Genomic DNA, 22,961 nt, shown 5'->3' on the forward strand with positions numbered 1-22,961 from the left:
CAGTGTAGATGGACGACTCACATACTCTACCTTTGTTTTATGGGCGAAAAACTACGTCTGTGCTCATCTAGCACGCCATGAGTCTCAATAGCTTGCAGGTGCGCCTTAGTCGGATAGCCTTTATGCTTAGCAATAGCATACTCAGGATGCTTGCTATTTAAAGCGTACATCGTCTGATCGCGGCTAACTTTAGCCAAGACACTAGCTGCCGCTATACTAGTATGCCGCGCGTCTCCTTTTACCCAAGCTTGGCAATCAATAGCAGATGAGAACAGTCCAAATTCAGACAACTTAACATAATTCAGTTCAGGGCAGCGATTGCCATCGATTAACACCTCAACTTGGCTTGTTTGAATATTCGCAGCATTGCTAACCAATGATTCTAGCAATTCTTCCATGCATAAGCGCATTCCGAGCATTGTCGCTTGCAAGATATTTAACTGATCGATAACCGCTGCTGGAATATCTGCGATAATATATCCAAGCGCGTGCTGTTGTATTAAAGGATAAAGAGTATCGCGCTTTTTTTCACTGAGCTTTTTGGAGTCGGTCAAGATGGATAAAGGCGTGTCTTTTAGCGGCTGGTTTTCGATAAGATCTGACCAAGTCTTCGGTAAAATAGCTGCCGCAACATGGACACTCCCTAACAAAGGCCCACGCCCTGCTTCATCAATACCTATCTGTAATGTGGGTAAGCTGCCACTTTGCACCGCTCTCGGCGGATACTCAGCTGTGAGCTGCGACAGAAGTAACTGTCCAGTTAATGTTATAGGGGCGGCTAAGGACGTGTATTGACCTTTGATAGTGATGTGCTCAATACAAGTGTCGATAGGCAAAACTTGGGGATTAATACTCATTTTTATCACTGGAATTATTTTATATCATAAGGATTGGAGAGGTTGTTAGAACGTTGCATCGCGAGCGGTACGCGCTCTCATTTGGGCAAACCATTGCTCGACCACGCTATTGGCGGGGTCATGGTTGCTCTGCTGCTGCAGATTGCGCTTAGTCGCTAGTAAATGCTGTAGCTGTTCATTATAGGCCCGCGGCTGTAAAAGCTTAGTCAGCGTGCGGCAAATATTCTCGCCCGTTGCCTGCTCTTGAATAAGCTCAGGCACAATCGGCGCATTTGCCAATATGTTAGGCAATGCAACATAAGGAACTTTGACCAAGCGCTTAGCGATCTGATAAGTCAGCTGATTAAGCTGATAAATAACTACCATAGGCCGCTCAAGCAGCATAGCTTCAAGCGTTGCAGTGCCCGAAGCGAGCATAACCATATCGGAGGCCGCCATCGCTTGCTGACTAAAACTCGGCTGACTCTCATCATAGACTACAGCAATAGCATCGCGCAGGGTTTCAGAGCGTTTATCTATCACGTCTTGCACGATATATTGATGATTTTGATCGACTGTCGGGATAATAAAACACAGCTTGGGATCGACTAACAACAGTTTTTGCATACCATCGAGCATCAAAGGTAAAATAGCAGTAATCTCACTGCGGCGCGAGCCTGGCATGACGCAGATAAGCTGACTGACTGCCTCAAAACGCTCTCTAAAAAACTGCTGTAAGCCATCGTTTTGCCAAACCAGCTCACTGCGTAGCTGATTGGTCGGCGTCTCAGTCAGCTCAGTATCAAGCGTTCTAAGTAGCGGATGGCCCACACATATCGCCGGATGGTTGTAGCGCTCATAAACGGGCAGCTCGAATGGAAACAAGCACAGCACCAAATGAGTCGCCTCTTTGATACCGTGGATACGCGACTCGCGCCATGCCCAAATAGAGGGGCTGACGTACTGGACACAGAACACGCCTTTTGGTTTGAGCTTCTTAGCGACGCGTAAATTAAAATCAGGCGCATCGATACCAATAAACCAATCTATCTGAGCATCCATAAAAGCAGTTAAAAGCTCGCGGCGCGCTTTAAAAAGATCAGATAATTGCGCGACCACTTCAACCAAACCCATGACGGCTAGCCGAGATAAAGGAAACAGGCTCTGTAGCCCCTGCGCTTGCATCTTGGGTCCGCCCACTCCCACCCAAACAATATCATCACGCAGATTATTCATCTGCTGCATAAAGTCTGCCCCTAAGCTATCCCCCGATACCTCGCCGGCGACTATCCCTATGACCAATGGCGGTGACGATGGTGGTGTTAATGGTGCTTTTGATGGCACTGAGGATAATGCCTGTTCACCTAAGGGTGCACGCTGTTCATCCGCTTGAGTAGGCTTAGCAAAACGAGTCATGACAAACCTTTAATAATGATAAAAATAAAGAATAATATAATCATAAAATAACAAGTATAACAAAATTTTGGTTTTCACATTCCAGTTATCAGTCAATTAACTGCACAGCTACCCTTGTCAACGCACACTTTTGTCCTCATAATGATTATTCCCACAAATCAGCTAAATGATAGATACCCATGACAACAACAGTTACCCACAATGCAGACATTGATGACGTGAACATTGACCAATTCATCCCTTTAGTCACCCCCGCTGAGCTAAAAACTGAGCTACCTCTTACCGATGCCGCCTATCAAACCGTACTCAAAGGCCGTCATACGATTCAAGACATCTTGGATGGTAAAGACAAGCGCTTATTTGTGGTTATTGGCCCTTGCTCTATTCACGATATAAAGGCCGCTCACGAATACGCGGATCGTTTGGCTGTATTGGCCAAAGAAGTCGAAGACAGCATCTTTGTGGTGATGAGAGTCTATTTTGAGAAGCCGCGTACCACTGTGGGCTGGAAAGGCATGATCAACGATCCAGATATGAATGACAGCTTCGATATCGAAAAAGGTCTGCGCAGTGCTCGTAAGCTTTTGATCGATTTGAACGAAAAAGGCTTGCCTTGTGCGACCGAAGCGCTCGATCCGAATACGCCGCAGTACATGCAAGATCTTATCAGCTGGTCAGCGATTGGCGCTCGTACCACTGAGAGTCAGACGCATCGCGAGATGAGCTCAGGCTTGTCCTGCCCTGTCGGCTTCAAAAACGGCACCGATGGCGGTATGACTGTCGCTGTCAACGCTATGCAAGCGGTCAAAGCAGGTCATAGCTTCTTAGGTCTATCTGCTGATGGTCAAGTGTCGATTATTAAATCTAAAGGCAATCCTTATGCCCATGTCGTACTGCGCGGCGGCAATGGTAAGCCAAACTATGATGAAACCGCTGTCGCAGCTGCAGAAAACGAGCTAAAAAAAGGCAAAACCAGCACGAAGATTATGATTGACTCAAGCCATGCCAACTCAGGCAAAGATCCGTATTTGCAGCCAATGGTCATCAACAACGTCGCTGAGCAAATTCGAAATGGCAATAAATCCATCATCGGTATGATGATTGAGAGTCACCTAAAAGGCGGTAATCAAAAGCTCACCGCTGATCTTAGTCAGCTTGAGTATGGCAAGTCTATCACTGATGGTTGCCTAGACTGGGACAGCACAGTGACTGCTCTTCATGAGCTGCGTGACGCGGTAAAAGACATATTACCTAATCGATAGTTGCTGACATTATCGCTAGTTGTATTGCTTAACGAAAAAAGCTCATCTATTAAGATGAGCTTTTTGTATTCTACCGGCTGAGCTATTAAGCAGAAGCCTCTGCGGCACTGAGCACACTATCTAGCGTCTCTATTACGTTTTTAGAGGAGACTTGCTGCTGCAAAGCGACAAGCTCATCTTGCGCCATCTGCCGAGTCGGCTCTGCTAGCGTATACCAGCGCGCTAGCACTTGTAGCAAGCGAGATGCCAATACCGGATTGGTGCCATCTAACGTTTTGATTACCCCTGTAAAAAGAGACAAGCCCTCAGCGGTCCAAAGTACGGTCGGCTGCGAGGTGAAAGCGCTAATCACTGAGCGTATCCGATTAGGCGTGTTCCAGTCGAAATCATCATGCACGAGTAAAGCTTTGATATCTTGTGTGGTGACATGAGCGCTCGAGGCTTGTATGCTAAACCACAAATCAATGGCCAAATCATTGTCATAGAAGCGCTGGTAAAAGTCCGCTAAACACTTATCTGCACCAGCAACTCGATGATTCACCATCGCCTTTAACGCGCCGAAGCGTTCGGTCATACAGCTAGCATTCTCATACTGCTGCTGTGCCCACTCCTTTGCACCAGCCACTTCAGCGGTCAATGCCATGTCTAAGACCACATTACGCAGGGCACGCTTACCAAGCGCTTCTGGCGTATCGGAATAAGGCTGCAATGGCAACTGATTATATAAAGCCGTCCACTCATTTTTAAGCGTCTGCGCCACTTGCTTATATAAGCCATTGCGCTGCTGTTTGACCACTTTAGGATCGTAGTCTTGGTGTATGGCTGAGGCCAGCTCCTGCACCGATGGAATATCGAGCAGACGCGCCGCGAGCATAGCATCAGTGACCGCAAGCTTAGGCAGGGTCTTCGCTAAAGACTGCAGATAGATATCAGGACTGCTTTTTTTATTGCCTTGAATAGTGAGTAAGATACGATTGACAAGCATCTGTGTCACTTGCCATTGGTTAAAGCCATTGGTCTCATGCTCAAGCAAAAACGCTAAGTCCTCATCTTGATAATCATAATTGAGCTGCACCGGCGCACTAAAATCACGCAGTAAAGAAACCACTGGCTCTTGCGTAATATTATCAAAACTAAAGGTCTGCTCTGCCTGATCAAGCATCAGCATACGCTCATCAATGATAGCGCCGGAATCTTTGTCAAATAACGCGGTCGCCACTGGTATTGGTAGCGGCTTTGGTGCATCAAACCCTGGTACGTGGCGCGTCTGCTGCTTAAGAGTGATTGTCAAAGTCTGTGAATCACTATCATAGCTTTGATGACCAGATACTACGGGCGTACCCGGCTGACGATACCAATCGATAAAGTCCTCAATCTTACTATCGGTAATGCTAAGCGCAGATAAAAAATCCTCAACCGTGACCGCTTGGCCGTCATAACGACGGAAGTACTCATCAGTACCTTTTCGAAAATCTTTAGGGCCTAAAGTATTGGCTATCATCCGCACGATTTCAGCGCCTTTTTCATATACCGTCGTGGTATAAAAATTATTAATCTCAACGAAGCTCTCAGGACGTACCGGATGCGCCAGTGGCCCTGCGTCCTCGCTGAATTGATGCGCGCGCAAAGTGGCAACATCATCGATACGCTGCACCGCGCTTGACTGCTGATCGGCAGAAAAAGATTGATCGCGGTAGACGGTAAGCCCTTCTTTTAGACACAGCTGAAACCAATCACGGCAGGTAATACGATTACCAGTCCAGTTATGAAAGTACTCATGAGCAATGATGGATTTGACACTGAAGCTGCGCGCATCCGTCGTCGTCTCAGGACTTGAGAGCACACAAGCAGTGTTAAAGATATTGAGACCTTTATTCTCCATCGCGCCCATATTGAACTGACTGACCGCCACTATCATGTAGCGATCCAAATCATACGCACGGCCATAATTGACCTCATCCCAGCGCATCGAGTCTTTGAGCGCCTGCATACCCACATGACACTTATCGATATCATCACTCTTGGCGTAGAGCTCAAGCAAGACCTCGCGCCCCTCACTAGTGGTATAGCTATCACTCAATACTTCTAAATCAGCGATGACGCTCGCGAATAAATAGCTGGGCTTGTTGGTTGGGTCGTGCCAAATTGCATAGTGACGGGTGTTATCTTCGGCAACTTCACCCGCTTCGATCAAATTACCATTGGCAAGTAAAGTCGGAAAGCGCTTGTCGGCCTCAATACGGATAGTAAAAACAGATAGCACATCAGGGCGATCAGGATAAAAGGTAATCTTGCGAAAGCCCTCAGGCTCACATTGAGTGACAAACATCGTATCGCTACCACTACCGGCTATATACAGACCTTCAAGCGCAGTATTAGTATGCGGATAAATACGTACTTGCAGCTGCAAAGTCAGCTTATCTGGCGCCTCACTAATAATAAGCTTACCGTCAGCTTGCTGATAGCGATCATTAGACAGTACCTCATCGTTAAGTGTGATAGATAACAGCTCAAGCTCCTCGCCATCGAGTACTAAGTCACCATCGCTCTGCCGCTGCATCACCAAAGTGCTATCGACGATGGCATGGTCATCGAACAGCTGAATATCTAAATCAACGGTATCAACATCGAAGCTTGGCAGCTTATAGTCTTTTAGATGGATTTTGCTGGGCATATGCGTAGGAACATCCGGCATGTCTGCATTGATAATATTGGCATCAGTTTGAGTCGTTGACATTGATAATCCTATTGTTTTTCTGAAGAAGGCTAGAGTCTATTGTTATTATACGGCGTCATTGCCGCTTATTTAAACGCGCTCATTAAATTAAGTTTGATTCTGCTAAGCTTTAACGCTACATTGGCCTCAATAAGTAAATTTCAAGAGCAACCTCGCGATTTAACCACTTTGGCGCCTTTTATGAATCCTAACTCTCCTCCTCTTACCCCAGCCTTGCTGATAGCTTACACTCAAGCCCTTCTACCCTCTTTATTAGAGGTTACAAAAGAGGCAACCACATCGCCCAAGCTACTCAAGCTACCCAAACTACTCTGGGCAGTTGAAGATAGCCAGCAAGCTGATAGTCTCAGCCTACTGCTGCAAAAACAAGACGAGCAAGAGCTCTTTGCTATGAATAGTCATACTGATAAAGAGGAAAATGAAGAGAATGAGGCTAAAGAGAAAAGAGTTGAAAATAGTATAAAACCAGATATTGAGATAAGCACTTTAGCCAAGCTTAGTCATCAGTATAGTCCTCAGCGTTTTGAGCTTGCCTGCTTTTGGCTACCTACTATGTCAGCCGAGCAATTGCAGCAATTTATACCGACTATAATGCGTTATAGGGATCTGTACGCCGCTCATTTGTTAATCGCTGTCAAGGATAAGATAGACCTGCGAGCGTACGGCTTTATGCCGTTCGATATCTTAGGCGATCAAGCAGTTGACACGGCTATCACAGCCATAGACTCTCCTACGGCTGAGCGTCTGCTACCAGCAGCCTCTTCTTTAACCCTTTGGCAGTTTAATCTGTACGATTATAAACACCTGCCCAATTGGCTAAATAGTAAATACTGGGCCAATCCTGAAAACTGGGATAAGTATCGCTGGTAAAAAATAACAATGGCTCTAGTTTATCTATATGTGTTATCGATAATCTCGCTGAAATTAAAAAATAAAAATTTAGAAGACTAAGTTGTCTGACACATACTGTAATACTTACCGAACCTTGGTATTATTTACAGTAATACTACTTACACAACGTAACATTGATTTTATGATAGACCTCAATGACTTAAGTTTATTGTGCGATATATAAAACAACAAACAAATTACCTATTTAGGAGCTTCAAATGTCACAACTTTCTTCTTTGAGTAACCGTTTTGCCAAAATGACTGCGCTAGCTGTTTTGTCTAGTGCGGTGGCCCTAACTACAGGTTGTGCCACCAAACGCGCTACCTCTGAAGTCGTCGTCGCGCCTTTAGGTATCCCTGGTGGTCAAGGGGTTTATACTGGTGCGGTCGTAGTCGATAATCCTGTAGCCGTAGTCGATGCTTCAGACAATATGGAAGCGGTCGTTTATTTTGCATTTGATAGTAGCGAGATCACCGCACAAGCTGCCAGCGTACTGAATCAACACGTCAGCTTATTAAACGCAAATCCAGGTACGCAGGTGCTAATCGCAGGCCATACTGATGAGCGCGGCAGCCGCGAGTACAATATCGCTTTGGGTGAGCGCCGTGCACAAGCTGCACGTAATTATCTAGCAGCGCAAGGCGTCGCTGCCAATAATATCCGTATTATTAGCTACGGTGAAGAGCGTCCTGCAGCAGCTGGTAACACTGAAGAGGCTTACGCCTTAAACCGCCGCGCTGAGCTGTCGTACTAATAGCCAGCTTACTGGTTATTAGCCTATTTTCATCTCATTCTGTATTTTGACTTTGACCCAGTAATATTATTACTGGGTTTTTTTGTATTCTACAATAAGATTAGCTAAGGATTTTTGCGCTTACTCCTTCATACCTGCCATAATAATACGCTTATGATTATTAATAGTATTAACTCGCCCTTATGATCTTACTGAATGATATCCACTATACGCAGCTTACGGCGACTCATTATTGTGCTATTGCTCGCTTGCAGCCTATTGGCACTCGATTATGGAGAGATCATTCGACTGCCCTCACGCCTATTACTCTATCTACTAGCGGCTTTGATCATGACTCATTATCTTCGCAGACGTTTTGTGTCGTGTCGCCCTGTTATAACCCAGCCAGTGACTTCTCTTCGTTAGGTGCTACAAAGCAAGATTTATTAAATAAAAAAATTAAGCGTCAAAGCCAACGTACTGGCGTACGCATACTTTTAAATAGATTACTCGCTGAGCTTGGCATAGCAGATACTTTAGATGAGTCAGCGTTCCCCTATCGACTCAAAAACCATCGCCACTATGTGTGCTTCAGTCATTCAGCCGATAGAGTAGCCGTCGCTCTGAGCTTTGACAGCGCTATTGGTATAGATATCGAGGTAAATAGCGTGGCATGGCAAGTCGCCAAACGTTTCTATCATCCCAGTGAAATCGCTATGCTTGAGCAATTGTCTCTCGCTAAACGCGATTATCTGGTCAGATTACTATGGCAAATCAAAGAGAGTTTGATCAAAATCAATCAAACAACACTCGCAGCAGGTTTAGGTCGTGCTGATCTACCGCTAGTTCAGACACTTATCGAATATGATAGCGCTGATAATAGTGCTGATAGTATTGTTAAGAATAATAGTTCTGCTCGTGAGCTATTTATAGAGCTGAGCCAGGACGCTCAGCGTAGAGTAGCTTATATTTCAAACTATCAGACGATAGTAGTATTCTGATATAAATAATATTTAGCGTAATATTCAGTTTAACTAACGCTCTTACCCCATTTAAGCAAACTTAAAACACAAAAAAGCGATCCGAAGATCGCTTTTTTATTTAGCTATTTAGAGTGTTAGAACAGATAAACTGTTTAATTAGAAGCGGTAAGTTGCACCTAATTTAACAATTGGGAACCACTCTAACCAATCTTTATCTTCAAGCTCACGCTCAGCACGTCTTGCAACTTCAGCGCCACTTACAAATTCTTCATCTCCGCCTGTAACTGTGACAAGTTCTGTTGGGTTACTTGAGCGAACAGTAGCATCGGTTTTACCCATGTAGGCTGCACCGATTTCACCAAACACACCCCAATTGTCGCTAATGTTTGGACGGAAACCAACGGTTAAGTATGGAGCCAAATCATTACGATGCTCCAAAGTTCCAGACAAGGTACCAACGTCTTCAGCATTGTAATCAATGTTATCAATTCTAAAGTTTGGACCTTCAGCACTTGCAGTTACTTCAAAATCATTATCTGGTACGATGATGCCAGCACCCACAGTAAACCAGTTCGCTGCAGGGCGCATCTGTACGCCTAAATACGGGTTACTAAAATCTGCATCATCAATATCATAGTTGATGTCGTCTACATCAAAGTCATCTTTGATATCAGATACGTCGCCACCTGCCCAACCGGCTTGTAGTTCAGTAGTCTCGTTCATGCTCCACGCGAGGTTTGCGCCATAACCTAGCGTACCAATCTCTGCACTAACAGCAGCAGGGTTGATTGCTGTGTTAAATAGAGTCTTAGTTGTACCAACGACTGCGCCAGTAGTATTGCGGACGATACCCGCATCTTGGTTATACTGATACGCAGGAGCAGCTACTGGGTAAGCAACCGTATCATTATCATCTACAACAACGATAGGATCGGCAGCCATAGCAGCAGTTGAGCCTAGAATAGCGGCAGATACTGCCGTAAGTTTAATAAGTTTCATCATTAATCTCCTAAAAATATGAAGTAGCTTGCCCACAGTGAATGATGACTTAGCGTTTTTACAAACCATCATTTTGTTGAGCAGATTAAAACAATTTTGACCCTAAAAGTCATCCCCTAAGAAGCGCTTTTTGTTTGCCATTATGTAAAGATTACGTAGGTATTGTAATTATTACCGTTACACTCTGTCATAAAGTGCATTAGTGTTACAAGATATGTCAAGACAGAATAATTAGTGTATCAATATATCTAGTAAATAATAACTCATCATTACAAAGCGAGTAACCTCGGAGAACAACGTTTAGAAGCATAAATAAACGTGGTGTCGTATCGGTAAGCTAAAAACTCTTAATGACATATCTAAGTAACTGAATGCTATTTTGGCTTATTATAAGATTTTAAACAGTGTAGCTTATATAACTAATTACTACGGTTTGTTGTGTTATGTGAAATGATGTATCTTAGCGAGCCATAGAGACAAAATGAGTAGTATGGCTTGCTGATAATACCCTAATTGGATGATGAAATAGCTAGCCACACTCTTTATGCAAAGCTAGATTAGTGAGTTGCCTGCTGAGCAATCGCATGAATGACTACCCATTAACTATCGAGCCAATATTATGCCTAAAGTATCATCTATTACTCGTGTATTAGAGATTGTAGAAGCCGTGTCTTATGCCCAAAGACCGCTCTCACCCCTTGAGCTGTCAAAGGATTTAGACATTCCAAAACCTACTATTCACCGGTTGATACAGACTTTGGTCGAAGAAGGGTTTATTGGCGTGGATATAGGAGGCGGAATAATACCAGGCAAGCGCGTACGTAATCTGAGTATAGAGCTGTGGCAACAAAAGCAGTTCTTTCAGGAGCGGCAGTTGATACTACAAGGATTGGTGAATGATATAAAGGAGAGCTGCGGCATCGCTGTACCGCATCAGATGAGCATGCTACATACCAATCGCGTACAGACTGATCTGCCTATCCAGATCTATTTACCAGCCGGCTCTCAGTCGCCAATGTGGTGTACCGCAACGGGTAAGCTCTATCTTAGTCTTCTGCCTACGCAAACCCGTGCGAAGATGCTGCGACAGCTCCCCCTTGATAGGTTTACTGAAAACACCTTTACCGATGTTGATGCTTTAACTGCTGAATTAGACACTATCGCGAAGTCAGGCGTCGGCATAGACAACGAAGAGTTTATCTCTGAGACCGTATCAGTAGCCGTGCCTATACTCGATAAGGACTCACGCTATTTGGCGTCTTTATTTGTAAATGCACCTACTATCCGCGTCTCTTTAGAAGCGCTTCAGACACACGTACCCAGACTTAGAGTCGCGGCGCAGGATATCCAAACACTGTGCTATGAGTTTGAAATGAAATAATCAGTGGGTGTGGCTGTCACTCTGTAGCGGTACTGTAGGGCATGTCCCTAATAAAATGTGCTCACGTCTTTACGCTGTTAAGGCAGTACTGATGGATCATGAATAGCCATAATGCTCGAGAAGTCCTTGTCACCATGCTCGCCAGTATGAGCGCTATACAGCTGCGCGGCTCGCTGTGCCATTGGCGTGTCGACCTCAGTCTGCCTAGCCGTTTGCAGCGCAAGGTTTAAATCCTTTTGCATCAGCTTACTCATAAAGCCGCCTTGATAGTGATGGCTAGAGGGGACATTATCCATCACTTGCGGATAAGGGTTGTAGACCTCTAGTGTCCAATTGCGCCCTGAGCTTTGTAGCATAATATCCGAGAGTACTTTGGCGTCTAAGCCGTTTTTGACGCCGAGGTTTATCGCCTCTACTGTGCCTGTCATTAAGACACCAAGCAGCATATTGTTGCAGATTTTGGCCACTTGTCCGGCGCCGTGCTCGCCTGCATGAAAGATATTTTTGCCCATGGCGGTAAGGATAGGTTCGGCTCTAGCAAAAGCATTAGCCTCGCCGCCTACAATAAAAGTCAAACTACCTGCTGTTGCCCCGCCGGTGCCCCCTGATACTGGCGCATCCAAAAAGTCTATACCAAGCGCACTTGCCGCAGCTGCGACTTGCCTAGCGTCTGCTGCAGCAATGGTGCTACTGTCAATCACTAAGGTGTCTTTAGCAAGACGAGATAGCAGTCCTTGTTTCTGTTCGCCGCCTGCTTGCTCTTGATTATTCTCGCTACTTCCTAAATACACTGATAGCACATGCTCGCCTGCGGGCAGCATACTAATCACCACTTGCGCATTAGCAGCCGCTTGCTGCGGGCTATCTGCCACCCTAGCGCCTGCTTGCTGTAGACGCTTGGTCGCAGCCGGAGATAAATCATAGACGCTCAGCGCGTAGCCTGCGCTTAGCAGGTTCTGTGCCATTGGCGCGCCCATATTACCTAAGCCAATAAAAGCGATGTTAGGCTTTTTGTCCTTGACTGACTCGCTTGCGTTTGCAGTTTTATTCATTCCATCATTCCTTGATGTCGTTATCGGTTATTGACTCAATAAAGTCTAGCGTACATGCTGCGCGCCTAAAGCATCAGCGGTAAGCCAATCTTGCAAGGGATGCTGATAAGGGGCATAAGGGTTGTCGAAATGCGACTCAATATACGCTTGTCCCTCAGCGCTTAGGCAGTCTGCCAATGTGCGTGACCACTGCGGCGCTTTATCCTTATCAATGAGCAGCGCGCGCACCCCTTCTCTAAAGTCAGGATTGGCTGCGCAGTGCACGGCGACATTGGCTTCTAAATACAGCACTTGCTCTAGTGATAAAGCGCTGACTTTATAATACAGCGCATAAGTCAAAGCGGCGGTTACTGGGCAGCCGTGACGATAAGTTGCCAGCGCTTTTTGTGTCCATTTATCGGCGGCAAAGTCAGCATCAATCTTAGCTAGAGCGTCATCGTTTTGTAGCAGATGATCAATCTCAGCCAGCCCGCCACTATTCATAAGCTTATTGATGGTTTGCCAATATTTGGCCAAATGACTCTCAGGCAGGTCAGTCGCTGGCTGAGCCGCTAAAGCGCGGCTGGTAACACTTGGCAACCTACCAAAGCCTTGCTCCATCTCCGCGCGCCAATCGGCAGCTTTTAGGCGCTCAATGATAGATTGATAATCGCCACTTTGGGCATAGTATTCAGCCAAGTTACCAAAGATGGCGTCGCCGGCATGGCACATAGCGCCGGTCAGACCTAAAAACAGCCCTGTATGAGCAGGCATACGCTGCAAGAACCAACTACCAGAAGCATCAGGGAACAGACCTATGGTAATCTCAGGCATCGCAAAGCGAGTACGCTCGGTGACGATACGATGGCTACAAGCTGCCATCAGTCCCATACCGCCGCCCATAATAATTCCATCACCCCAAAGAATCAGCGGTTTGGGATAAAATTGCATTTGCCGATAGAGGCGATACTCATGACCAAAAAACTCGGTTGCATAAGGATTGGGCAGTGGTGCAGACTCTGACATACTGTCGTAAAGCTTACGAATATCTCCGCCAGCGCAGAAGGCTTTGTCACCTGCGCCTTTAAGAATAATGGCGACTATTTGGCTGTCCGTCTGCCAAGCTTCGAGCTGCTGTGATAACAGCTGACACATCTCAACGCTCAAGGCATTAAGCGACTTTGGGCTGTTCAGTGTCATGATGCCAAGCTGATGACCGCAATGCGTCTTTTCGGTCTCAAAAAGTACTGCAGCTTCTTGCTCTGGAGAAGCAATGCTTTGATTATTAGATTGATTATTTGTGCTCATAAAACGACCTATAAAACTTTATAAAATTTAAAAACGGGCTAGAAAAGGCTGCTAACGCAAAGAGCTAAGAGCGTCGTCTTGCAACATCTGCCGGGATACGATGACGCGCATGATCTCATTAGTCCCTTCTAGTATTTGATGCACGCGCAGATCGCGCACATGACGCTCAAGCGGATACTCGTTGAGATAACCGTAGCCGCCATGCAGTTGTAACGCTTCATTAGCGACTTCAAAGCTCAAATCGGTAGCCAAGCGTTTTGCCATGGCGCAATAAGTTGCCGCTTGCGGGTCGTTGTTATCAACTTTACTAGCGGCCAGATAGATCATTTGCCTAGCGGTGATAGTTTGCGTCAGCATATCGGCAAGCTTGAATTGTACGGATTGAAAGCCTGCTATTGGCTTGCCAAACTGCTGGCGGTCTTTGACGTAGCTCGTCGCCGTTTCAAGCGCGGCCTGCGCTGTGCCTACCGCACAGATGCCAATATTAATACGCCCGCCATTAAGGCCTTTCATGGCGATGCTAAAGCCTTGACCTTCAGCACCTAATAAGTTGGATGCAGGGACTTTGACATTGTTAAAGCTAATAGTACGCGTCGGCTGCGCTTTCCAACCCATTTTATGCTCGTTTTTACCATACTCAATGCCGTCGCTTTGGGCATCGACTACAAAGACAGAAACGCCCTTAGCACCTGTATCACCAGTGCGCGCCATAACGACCAACACATCAGTTGACCCCGCCCCTGAGATAAAGGTTTTCTCGCCATTGAGGACGTAATAGTCGCCTTGTTTATCCGCCTTGGTGCGTAAGGACGCCGCATCAGAGCCTGCATTAGGCTCTGTCAGACAATAGCTGCCTAACCAGTCGCCATTGACCATCTTCGGCAGATACTGCTGGCATAGCGCGTCATGACCATACTCCCCAATCATCCATGACACCATGTTATGGATACTCATATAAGAAGCCACCGCAGTGTCGCCCCAAGCTAGCGCCTCAAACACCATCGCTGAGTCCAGTCTCGGCAATCCTAAACCCTCATAATTAGGATTGGTATAAAGGCCTAAAAACCCTAGCTCTCCTGATTTTTTGATGACCTCAATAGGAAAGTACGAGCTGCGATCCCATTCGGCAGCGTTGGGTCTTAGCTCTTTTAGTGCGAACTGACGAGCGCTGTGCTCAAAAGCTACTTGATCGTCGGTTAGTGAAAAATCCATGCAGTTATCCTTAAATAGTGCGGCAAAATTTAGCTTACAATACAGCTTACATTGAGATGGTAGTATTGACTTTGCCGCGGCTTGCTTCATCATCGAACCAGCGCGCGGTGACTGTTTTGGTTTGCGTATAGAACTGCACGGCTTGCTTACCATAAGGGCCTAAATCGCCAAGCTTACTGGCCCGTGATCCTGAGAATGAGAACATAGGTAGCGGTACAGGAATCGGTAAGTTAATACCGATTTGACCGACCATGACGTCTTGCTGGAATTTATGCGCCGCCGCTCCTGACTGAGTAAAAATAGCAGTGCCATTACCGTTAGGATTATTATTAATCAGCTCAATCGCCTCATCTAAGCTATCAACGCGCATGATACAAAGCACCGGGCCAAAGATTTCTTGCTGATAGATCTGCATCTCACTTGTGACATGATCAAAGATCGTCGGCCCAACGAAGTTGCCTTTCTCAAATCCTTCGACCTGAATACTGCGACCATCCAAAAGTAAGCTTGCGCCTTCCTCAACTCCTGTATTAATTAAATGCTCAACGCGAGCTTTTGCCGCAGGCGAGATGAGCGGGCCTAGATCTTTGTCGTTCTTACCTGCAGAGACCACTAAAGTTTCAGCTTTGGCTTTGATGTCATCGATCCACTCGCCTGCTGCGCCGACCAACACCACAACTGACAAAGCCATGCAGCGCTGTCCTGCTGCCCCAAAGGCCGCGCCTGCGAGCTGGTTTAGCGTTTGCTCTTTATTGGCATCAGGCAAGATGACGCCATGATTTTTGGCGCCCATCATACACTGAGCGCGTTTACCTGACCGACTTGCGCGCTCATAGACATGTTTGCCAACTGCGGTAGAACCGACAAAAGACACCGCCTTGATGTCAGGATGATCGCAGATAGCGTCAACGGTTGGTTTACCACCATGGACTACGTTCAATACCCCTTCTGGCACGCCCGCCTCTACTGCTAGCTCCACTAAGCGCATAGTCACCATCGGATCTTGCTCAGAGGGCTTTAAGATAAAAGTATTGCCTGTGGCGATGGCCATCGGGAACATCCATAGCGGAATCATCGCTGGAAAGTTAAACGGCGTGATACCGGCACATACGCCAAGCGGCTGCCAAATGCTATAAGTATCTACATCTGAGGCGACGTTTTCGACAAAGTCGCCCATTTGCAGGTTGGCAATACCCGCCGCATGTTCGACCACTTCTAAACCGCGAAAGACATCACCGCGCGCATCAGCAAGGGTTTTGCCTTGCTCGGCGGTTAGAATTTGCGCAAGCTCATCCATGTGCTCACGAATGAGTGCTTGATACTTCAAGAAGATACGCGCACGAGTGGTGATAGGCGTTTTGCGCCAAGTCGCAAATGCAGCTTTGGCAGTGGCGACCGCTTCGTTGATCTCATCATCGGTGCTTTGTGGTACTTTAGCAATGATGTCTTGGGTGGCAGAATCAGTAATGTTAATCCATTCGCTAGTGTTAGATTGGCTGAACTCACCATTGATGAGCTGTTGAACATGATGCATAAGATATCCTTATCTTGTTTGAGTCATCACAAAATATGTTATGAAAGATAGCGATTGAGCTGTCAGTGAAGAGTAGATTAACAATTTGATGGTCATCGACTATAACAACAATGTCAAATTAGGGTCAAGCGCTTTAAGGCATCTGGCTGTGAGTGAATACAAATCGCTTGTTAAACTAAAAAAAGCCCATGAATACTCATGAGCTTTTTACGAGCTGATAATAAACTTATCATTCATTGATAAAATAAACACAGCCACTTAAAGCAAGCCGATTAGCCTTTATTCTGCTCGTTATACTCGTCACGCATGACTTTTTTATCGTGTTTACCGACTGAGGTTTTAGGCAGATCATCGAAGAATTGAAACTCACTCGGGATGCCATATTTAGGAATGATACCTTTAGCAACCGCTTGCTCAGCAACCGCTGTAATATCATCAGCAGTGGTGTCTTGATGGCTCGGTTTGAGAACGATCAGAGCTACCGGACGCTCGCCCCATTTTTTATCAGGGACGCCAATGACCGAGACATCGGCTACTGCTGGATGCAGCGACAAGATAGTCTCAATCTCGAGCGAGGATATCCACTCGCCGCCTGATTTGATCACGTCTTTGAGACGATCGGTGATTTTGAAGTAGCCGTCTTTGGTCATATAAGCGATATCTTGAGTGTGCATGTAGCCGTTTTCCCACAGCTCAGTACCGGCATCGTCGTTTTTGAAGTAGCTTTGCGTCAGCCAAGGCGCACGTAGCACCAGCTCACCAGTATTGTCTGCGCCTGTACCAACTGATTTGTTATCGGTACTCCACACTTGCGCATCGACCATCATTACAGGCTTGCCTGACATGCAGCGGCGGGTGATATCTTCATCAACACTCATCTCAGGCTCATCGATAGTGAACTCGGTCAGACCAATGAGCGGCGCAGTCTCTGACATACCGTAACCGGTGTAGACCTCGATATCTTGCGCGAGAGCCGCTTTGGCTAATCCTTCGGTCAATCGCGAGCCGCCGATGATCATTTTTAGACCATCAAAGCTCTTATCACGATCTTGTGCTTCTTTTAGCACCATTTGTAGTATCGTCGGAACACAATGCGTAATGCTGACCTTTTCATTGATGATGAGATCGAGCAAAGTATCAGGCGCATAACGACCTGGATAAACTTGCTTGAGGCCTGTCATCGTCGCAGTATAAGGAAAGCCCCACGCATGCACATGGAACATCGGCGTCATGGGCATATAGACGTCGCCGTAGCTGACGCCTTGCTTATCTGGGAGCATTCCTAAGGTTGCCGCCTCCGCCATGCTATGCAGTACTAGCTGACGATGGCTAAAGAAAACGCCTTTAGGATTACCTGTGGTACCTGAAGTATAAAAGGTAGTGGCGATAGTATTTTCATCAAAATCTGGAAACTCAAACTCATCACTGGCATCTGCTAATAGCGTCTCATACTCACCAATGACGCGGCTTTGATTATCACCGAACACCCCTTCAACTGTGGTGCCATTATCATCAAGCCAGATAATGTGCTCGATACTGGAGTTCTCAAACTGATAGTCTTTGACTAAAGGCGCAAATTCCGAATTAAGCATCAGCACTTTTGGTTTGGCGTGATTAACCGTATATAGCACCTTTTCAGGCGACAGACGAATATTCACCGTTTGCAGCACATATTCAGACATCGGAATCGCGAAGTAGGACTCAAGATAGCGATGACTGTCCCAGTCCATAACAGCGATGACGTCCCCTGCGTCTAGGTTAAGACTATCTAAGACATTGGCTAGGCGGTTAATACGGGTAAAGAACTCGCTATAAGTAAAGCGTTTTTTGTCAGCATATATGATTTCTTGGGCTTGCGAGACCGTCTTAGCACGGTTCAATAGCTGCTTGATAATCAGCGGATAATCGTAAGCAGACGGGGCGCTATGATAAGCATTTGACATAAATCTCATTTCCTTTGAGGGTGTTCGTTATTTTCGTGTTTTAACATGGCTTAGTAATTCAGTTTGCAGGTTTTAGCCATTTGAATACTAATAATTTCAAATCAAGATACGCTTAATACTAAAAAAATTTAAATGCGCTGTAAAGTGAGCTTGCGTAAGTGGTAGGCTAACAAGCGCTCATAGCTGTATAGGCTAAGCAGCTTTTGACTTGGTTTTTATCATGCCAAAACTTGCAATCAGCAGCGCTAATACTTGTACGAATAATAGCAGCCATACCGTAAATTGCCATTGCCCATAAGCATAAGCTAGACCGCAAAGCCAAGCCCCTACCGTGCCGCCTGCGTAATAGAACAAATAATATAGCCCTGAGGCTAGCGAGCGGCCTTGTTTGACATTGACCGCGATATAGCTGATGGTCGCCGATTGAGTCACAAATACCCCTGAGGACATCACCCCTAGGCCTATAACGATCAGCCATAAAGGCGTCGCTAGCGTCAACAGCACTCCAAGCATCGAGATAATGACCGCCACTATAATCGTGCGCGCTGAGCCAAAGCGGCGCAATAGAATAGTCGATAGCGGCGTAATGATCACCCCTATCAGATAAACGGCAAAAATATTCGCAAGTGCGCCGGTGCTGAGATTGTATGGTGTATCAGCGAGATATAGATTAATAAAGGTAAAACAGCCCACCAGTGAAAATAGCACGCAAGCGCCAAGTAAGCAGGCGGTGACCACGTAGCGATTGACGAGATGCGAGCCGAGCGTTTTTATGGCGGAGCGAAAGTTTGGATTGGCCACAAAATGCTTCGAGCTTGGTAGCGTCTTTGCTACCCAAAGGGCACTAATCAACGTCAATATAGCCAACACATAATACGCCTGTCGCCAACCAAAAAATTCATGCAAGTGGCCTAATAAAAACCGGCCCATAAAGCCGCCAAGCACCGAGCCTGATACATAAAACGACATCAGCTCTGTGACCGCACGCCCCTCAAACTCCTCGCCGATATAAGCAATCGTCACCACCGTGATACCGGGTACAGACAAGCCTTGGATAAAACGCCATAGCCCTATCCACTCGATAGTCGTACTCTGAGCAATCAGCGCAGTAGGTAGCGTCAAAAACAGTAAAGCGCCAACGACAAACGACTTGCGACCAAAGGCGTCCGACAACATACCCAAAAAAGGCGACATAATAGCGATAGCTAAGATTGTTGCGCCCACAACCATGCCTGCTTGTACCTCAGTCGCCGAAAAATCTGCCATCAATACAGGCAAAATCGCTTGGATAGAATACACTTGCAAAAAAGCAAACACTCCGATCAGACCAATGGTTATTTTTAGGATGAGTGAGGGCGCGTTGCTGAGTGATGACGAGCTATTTCGTATTTGATTAAGAGAATGATTCACAAAGTACTGACTATATTGGACGCTAAAAAGCGTAAGTAAAAAGAAAGTAGCGCTCTAGGTATTTTAATTACCTACTAACCCTTAGCGCTTATTAATTAATGAAGTACTATAGCACGAGCGATATCGGTTTTAAGGGCACAAAATGTTATTGATACTTATCACCTAGGCTCTCAAGTGGCTCGGTGTTCTATCTGAGTATGGACATTCTTAAACGTCCAGCAAAAACAACGTCCAACAAGTCCTAAGCTTATACATCGCTCCCTTTGACATATTAACTATTAAAACCTACTATAAATCGGCTTTTATCAGCTTACTCTCTTGTTAAGATTGACTATTAAGCAATGCACTGAACTTTTTAAAAGACAACTATCAAAAGACAACTACTATGATGAATTGCCTAACGCGTTTGAGTATAGCTACAATCACAATAGCTACCTACGCGCTACTGTCTACAGCGCCTGCTTCAGCTAAGATTGCACTTACAGAAACGACACAGACAGTGCCAACGCCAACCTCAACGTCGGTAGCATCGCTAAACCAAGATGTCACTTGTATTCCTAACAGTGCAATTAGCGCTGATAATTTAAGTCAAACAAAAAATAACGGACCCTTTAACATTGCTAGCAAAAAAGTACCACGTGAGTTAGTAGACGGCTTTGGCGGTGGCACTATTTACTATCCGACTAACGCTGGCAACTGCGGACGTTTGGGCGCAATTGCTGTGATACCTGGCTACGTCTCTTATGAATTGTCGATTAAATGGTTGGGACCCCGCCTAGCTGCTTGGGGCTTTGTCGTGATTACAATGAATACCAACTCTATTTATGATAGACCCGATAGCCGCGCTAAGCAGCTAAGCCATGCTTTAGATTATGTAATCAGCGATAATACAGTAGGCAATATAGTAGATCCTGATCGCTTAGGGGCAATTGGTTGGTCCATGGGCGGGGGCGGCGCGCTCAAACTGGCATCTACGCGTAGCAACGTACGCGCCATTATGCCACTCGCCCCTTATCATGATAGAAGCTATGGTGAAGTAACAACGCCGACTTTTGTTATCTCCTGTGAGTACGATGTTATTGCGGCTAATAACAAGTATACCAATTTGTTTTATAAACAAGCGACAGGGCCTAAGATGAAGATTGAGGTCAATAACGCCAGCCATCTCTGTCCAAGTTACCGCTTGAATGAAAAGCTACTAAGCAAGCCTAGTATCGCGTGGATGCAGCGCCATATCAATGGCGATACCCGCTTTGATCAGTTCTTATGTGGTCGAGAAGACTATAGCATAAGCCCGCGTATATCGAATTATGATTACGCTGACTGTCCGTAACTGACTTACATACTTGGCTTGTATGTTCCCTGTACAATAAAAGTTACTGTAGGGATAAGTCTAACTAATTAAGCGTATTATGGTTCCCGAATGAATAAAAAGAATTATTCAAAAACCACTTAAAAAACTACTTTTATACATTCGTGAACGTCATTCACTATAGAGGCTTATATGTCAGAAGAATTTAAAAAAGATCAGATACATGACCTAGGCGCTGGGTTTTGGAACATTAGAGGCTCTTTTGTCAGAAATGGTATGGTCGATATCGGTAATCAATCAGCGCTCGTTAAGCTAGCATCAGGGAAGTTTATTTTGCTAGATAGCTATACTTTAACTGGTGAGGTGCGCGAGCAAGTGCTGGCGCTGACCAATAATGGTAAAGATATTGAAGCCGTGCTCAATGTACATCCTTTTCACACCGTACACTGTGCGCGCGTTGCCAAGGATTTTCCGCACGCTACTTTTTATGGTAGCGCCCGCCATCATAAGCAGGTACCCGAGGTCAACTGGAGCGAAGATTACGTAGAAAGCGAAGCTGTAGCCCAGCGCTACCCTGAGCTACAGTTTTCACAACCAAAAGGTATCTATTACATCGCCCCAGACGACTCCGTACATTCAGGCTCGCTTCTCGTCTATCACCCTGCCAGTCAGAGCATCTATGTCGACGATACCTTTGAGATACCGCCATCAAAGAAGTTTAATGATGTGCAAGCCGGTATCAACCTACATGCGACCACACTTAAAGCATTAAAAGATGAGCCTGACGCTGGCAAAGCGTACTGCGACTGGGCGACAAAGCTTGCTCACGAGTGGCGAGAGGTGCGTAACTTTTGCGGGGCCCATTCTGGTCTAGTCGTCTTTGCAGAAGGTGAGTTTGAAGCTGCATTGCTATCGAGAATTGATAACGCGCACGCTGATTTAGAAGCGGCCTCTAGCCAGACTTAATCGAAAGGCCTAATCGATATGCAGTTACAGCAACTGTAAAGCTTGGGACAAGTTACAAAAGTTGTGTAACGATACTAGCGGCTTGAATCCATTACTATTTACTAGTGACTTGTTTATCAAACGATGTACTATCATAGAGTTTACAATTAAAATTATTAACATCATGGAGGAGAATAACCATGGCAGAAAAGATACATGATCTAGGCTCAGGCTTTTGGAACATACGCGGCGAGTTTCGCATCGGCGGCGTTATCAATATCGGTACGCAGTGCTCGCTTATCAAATTAGAGCCCGGCAAGTTTATCTTCTTAGACAGCTATAAGCTGACAGGTGAAGTGCGCGATAAAGTGATGGCCTTGACTAATAACGGTCAAGACGTCGAAGCGGTATTGAACGTCCATCCATTCCACACGGTTCACTGCGCGCAGATGGCAAAAGATTTTCCGCAAGCAATCTTTTATGGTAGTACTCGCCACGCCAAACAAGTGCCTGAGGTTGAGTGGAGCGAGGATTTGGTTGAAAGTACGGCAGTCGCTGAGCGCTATCCTGAGCTTGAGTTCTCTATGTCGCAAGGCATCGATTATATCCATGCTAATGAGATGATTCATGCAGGCTCCTTATTGGCTTATCATCCTACGAGTAAAAGCCTACACGTCGATGATACCTTTATGAGCCCTCCTTCTAAATTGCTTGAAAAAATGTTGCCTGAGGTGATGCTGCATCCCACAACCAAAAAAGCGCTTAAAGACGAGCCTAATGCAGGTAAAGAGTACTGCGACTGGGCGACTCAAATTGCTCATGACTGGGACGTACGTAACTTCTGCGCCGCGCACTCTTACTTAGTCAAATTTAAACAAGGCGAGTTTGAAGAAGCGTTACTTAAAGCCGTAAATAAGGCTCGCCCTAAGCTTGAAAATGCTTAAGGAAGATTAAGTTTATTGACTTCCTCCTCGACCTAAAGGAACGGGGATTCCTACTAAAGACGGTCAAGCCCGACCGCGAGAAT

Annotated in this window: 18 protein-coding genes; 8 read left to right on the plus strand and 10 right to left on the minus strand. The window is 45.9% G+C overall.

What is annotated here, in order from left to right:
- Window positions 1-26 precede the first annotated feature (26 nt).
- Together I3248_RS09420 and lpxB are read right to left on the minus strand one after the other, a co-directional pair.
- The gene (locus tag I3248_RS09420) at window positions 27-857 is read right to left on the minus strand and encodes a ribonuclease HII (protein WP_238063421.1); all 831 of its coding nucleotides are present in this window, start codon (window positions 855-857) and stop codon (window positions 27-29) included.
- Window positions 858-902: 45 nt separating this feature from the next.
- Window positions 903-2,252: a lipid-A-disaccharide synthase gene (gene lpxB, locus I3248_RS09425; protein WP_238063422.1), complete on the minus strand. Its 1,350-nt coding sequence runs from the start codon at window positions 2,250-2,252 to the stop codon at window positions 903-905.
- A 179-nt stretch (window positions 2,253-2,431) separates the two neighbouring features.
- Here lpxB and I3248_RS09430 point away from each other — a divergent pair, with 179 nt between their 5' ends.
- Entirely contained in the window at window positions 2,432-3,514 is a 1,083-nt protein-coding gene (locus I3248_RS09430) for a 3-deoxy-7-phosphoheptulonate synthase (RefSeq protein ID WP_238063423.1), read from the plus strand.
- A gap of 85 nt (window positions 3,515-3,599) precedes the next feature.
- Here the strand turns inward: I3248_RS09430 and pepN are convergent, their stop codons facing one another.
- Window positions 3,600-6,251 (minus strand): aminopeptidase N, encoded by a 2,652-nt coding sequence (gene pepN, locus I3248_RS09435; protein ID WP_238063424.1) that lies wholly within the window; start codon window positions 6,249-6,251, stop codon window positions 3,600-3,602.
- A gap of 180 nt (window positions 6,252-6,431) precedes the next feature.
- On the opposite strand from pepN, the gene I3248_RS09440 reads away from it, so the two are divergent.
- The 3 genes from I3248_RS09440 (at window position 6,432) to I3248_RS09450 (ending at window position 8,877) form a co-directional block, all read left to right on the plus strand.
- Window positions 6,432-7,121, plus strand: a complete 690-nt coding sequence (locus I3248_RS09440) for a DUF6231 family protein (protein WP_269117174.1) — start codon at window positions 6,432-6,434, stop codon at window positions 7,119-7,121.
- Window positions 7,122-7,399: 278 nt separating this feature from the next.
- Window positions 7,400-7,897, plus strand: coding sequence for a peptidoglycan-associated lipoprotein Pal (gene pal, locus I3248_RS09445; RefSeq protein ID WP_025646554.1), 498 nt, complete (start codon window positions 7,400-7,402; stop codon window positions 7,895-7,897).
- A 182-nt stretch (window positions 7,898-8,079) separates the two neighbouring features.
- Window positions 8,080-8,877 (plus strand): 4'-phosphopantetheinyl transferase superfamily protein, encoded by a 798-nt coding sequence (locus I3248_RS09450; protein ID WP_238063425.1) that lies wholly within the window; start codon window positions 8,080-8,082, stop codon window positions 8,875-8,877.
- A 138-nt stretch (window positions 8,878-9,015) separates the two neighbouring features.
- On the opposite strand, the gene I3248_RS09455 is transcribed toward I3248_RS09450, so the two are convergent.
- A complete protein-coding gene (locus I3248_RS09455) occupies window positions 9,016-9,858 on the minus strand; it encodes a hypothetical protein (protein WP_238063436.1) in 843 nt (280 codons plus the stop codon).
- A 619-nt stretch (window positions 9,859-10,477) separates the two neighbouring features.
- Here I3248_RS09455 and I3248_RS09460 point away from each other — a divergent pair.
- Complete coding sequence (locus I3248_RS09460) at window positions 10,478-11,239, plus strand: IclR family transcriptional regulator (protein ID WP_238063426.1); 762 nt, start codon at window positions 10,478-10,480, stop codon at window positions 11,237-11,239.
- A gap of 77 nt (window positions 11,240-11,316) precedes the next feature.
- On the opposite strand, the gene mmsB is transcribed toward I3248_RS09460, so the two are convergent.
- The 6 genes from mmsB to I3248_RS09490 form a co-directional block, all read right to left on the minus strand.
- Window positions 11,317-12,291, minus strand: a complete 975-nt coding sequence (gene mmsB / locus I3248_RS09465; protein WP_238063427.1) for a 3-hydroxyisobutyrate dehydrogenase — start codon at window positions 12,289-12,291, stop codon at window positions 11,317-11,319.
- Between the two features lie 45 nt (window positions 12,292-12,336).
- Window positions 12,337-13,578 carry an enoyl-CoA hydratase/isomerase family protein gene (locus tag I3248_RS09470; protein WP_238063428.1) on the minus strand — a complete coding sequence of 414 codons (1,242 nt, stop codon included), beginning with the start codon at window positions 13,576-13,578 and terminating at the stop codon, window positions 12,337-12,339.
- Window positions 13,579-13,629: 51 nt separating this feature from the next.
- Entirely contained in the window at window positions 13,630-14,790 is a 1,161-nt protein-coding gene (locus tag I3248_RS09475) for an acyl-CoA dehydrogenase family protein (RefSeq protein ID WP_238063429.1), read from the minus strand.
- A 46-nt stretch (window positions 14,791-14,836) separates the two neighbouring features.
- Window positions 14,837-16,324, minus strand: a complete 1,488-nt coding sequence (locus tag I3248_RS09480; RefSeq protein ID WP_238063430.1) for a CoA-acylating methylmalonate-semialdehyde dehydrogenase — start codon at window positions 16,322-16,324, stop codon at window positions 14,837-14,839.
- 272 nt (window positions 16,325-16,596) lie between these two features.
- On the minus strand, window positions 16,597-18,267 hold the full coding sequence (locus I3248_RS09485) for a fatty acid--CoA ligase (protein WP_238063431.1): 1,671 nt from the start codon (window positions 18,265-18,267) through the stop codon (window positions 16,597-16,599).
- Window positions 18,268-18,459: 192 nt separating this feature from the next.
- Window positions 18,460-19,605 (minus strand): MFS transporter, encoded by a 1,146-nt coding sequence (locus I3248_RS09490; RefSeq protein WP_238063437.1) that lies wholly within the window; start codon window positions 19,603-19,605, stop codon window positions 18,460-18,462.
- 457 nt (window positions 19,606-20,062) lie between these two features.
- Here I3248_RS09490 and I3248_RS09495 point away from each other — a divergent pair, with 457 nt between their 5' ends.
- The 3 genes from I3248_RS09495 (at window position 20,063) to I3248_RS09505 (ending at window position 22,878) form a co-directional block, all read left to right on the plus strand.
- Window positions 20,063-21,010, plus strand: coding sequence for a hypothetical protein (locus tag I3248_RS09495; RefSeq protein ID WP_238063432.1), 948 nt, complete (start codon window positions 20,063-20,065; stop codon window positions 21,008-21,010).
- Window positions 21,011-21,181: 171 nt separating this feature from the next.
- Window positions 21,182-21,955 (plus strand): hypothetical protein, encoded by a 774-nt coding sequence (locus I3248_RS09500; protein ID WP_238063433.1) that lies wholly within the window; start codon window positions 21,182-21,184, stop codon window positions 21,953-21,955.
- A 179-nt stretch (window positions 21,956-22,134) separates the two neighbouring features.
- The gene (locus I3248_RS09505; RefSeq protein ID WP_238063434.1) at window positions 22,135-22,878 is read left to right on the plus strand and encodes a hypothetical protein; all 744 of its coding nucleotides are present in this window, start codon (window positions 22,135-22,137) and stop codon (window positions 22,876-22,878) included.
- Window positions 22,879-22,961 lie beyond the last annotated feature (83 nt).

The sequence above is a fragment of the Psychrobacter sp. Ps3 genome (assembly GCF_022129275.1).
Lineage (GTDB): Bacteria > Pseudomonadota > Gammaproteobacteria > Pseudomonadales > Moraxellaceae > Psychrobacter > Psychrobacter submarinus.

Coding starts and splice junctions, on each gene's coding strand:
- I3248_RS09420 (WP_238063421.1), bottom strand. CDS start 857: ATGAGTATTAATCCCCAAGTTTTGCCTATCGACACTTGTATTGAGCAC.
- lpxB (WP_238063422.1), bottom strand. CDS start 2,252: ATGACTCGTTTTGCTAAGCCTACTCAAGCGGATGAACAGCGTGCACCC.
- I3248_RS09430 (WP_238063423.1), top strand. CDS start 2,432: ATGACAACAACAGTTACCCACAATGCAGACATTGATGACGTGAACATT.
- pepN (WP_238063424.1), bottom strand. CDS start 6,251: ATGTCAACGACTCAAACTGATGCCAATATTATCAATGCAGACATGCCG.
- I3248_RS09440 (WP_269117174.1), top strand. CDS start 6,432: ATGAATCCTAACTCTCCTCCTCTTACCCCAGCCTTGCTGATAGCTTAC.
- pal (WP_025646554.1), top strand. CDS start 7,400: ATGACTGCGCTAGCTGTTTTGTCTAGTGCGGTGGCCCTAACTACAGGT.
- I3248_RS09450 (WP_238063425.1), top strand. CDS start 8,080: ATGATCTTACTGAATGATATCCACTATACGCAGCTTACGGCGACTCAT.
- I3248_RS09455 (WP_238063436.1), bottom strand. CDS start 9,858: ATGAAACTTATTAAACTTACGGCAGTATCTGCCGCTATTCTAGGCTCA.
- I3248_RS09460 (WP_238063426.1), top strand. CDS start 10,478: ATGCCTAAAGTATCATCTATTACTCGTGTATTAGAGATTGTAGAAGCC.
- mmsB (WP_238063427.1), bottom strand. CDS start 12,291: ATGAATAAAACTGCAAACGCAAGCGAGTCAGTCAAGGACAAAAAGCCT.
- I3248_RS09470 (WP_238063428.1), bottom strand. CDS start 13,578: ATGAGCACAAATAATCAATCTAATAATCAAAGCATTGCTTCTCCAGAG.
- I3248_RS09475 (WP_238063429.1), bottom strand. CDS start 14,790: ATGGATTTTTCACTAACCGACGATCAAGTAGCTTTTGAGCACAGCGCT.
- I3248_RS09480 (WP_238063430.1), bottom strand. CDS start 16,324: ATGCATCATGTTCAACAGCTCATCAATGGTGAGTTCAGCCAATCTAAC.
- I3248_RS09485 (WP_238063431.1), bottom strand. CDS start 18,267: ATGTCAAATGCTTATCATAGCGCCCCGTCTGCTTACGATTATCCGCTG.
- I3248_RS09495 (WP_238063432.1), top strand. CDS start 20,063: ATGATGAATTGCCTAACGCGTTTGAGTATAGCTACAATCACAATAGCT.
- I3248_RS09500 (WP_238063433.1), top strand. CDS start 21,182: ATGTCAGAAGAATTTAAAAAAGATCAGATACATGACCTAGGCGCTGGG.
- I3248_RS09505 (WP_238063434.1), top strand. CDS start 22,135: ATGGCAGAAAAGATACATGATCTAGGCTCAGGCTTTTGGAACATACGC.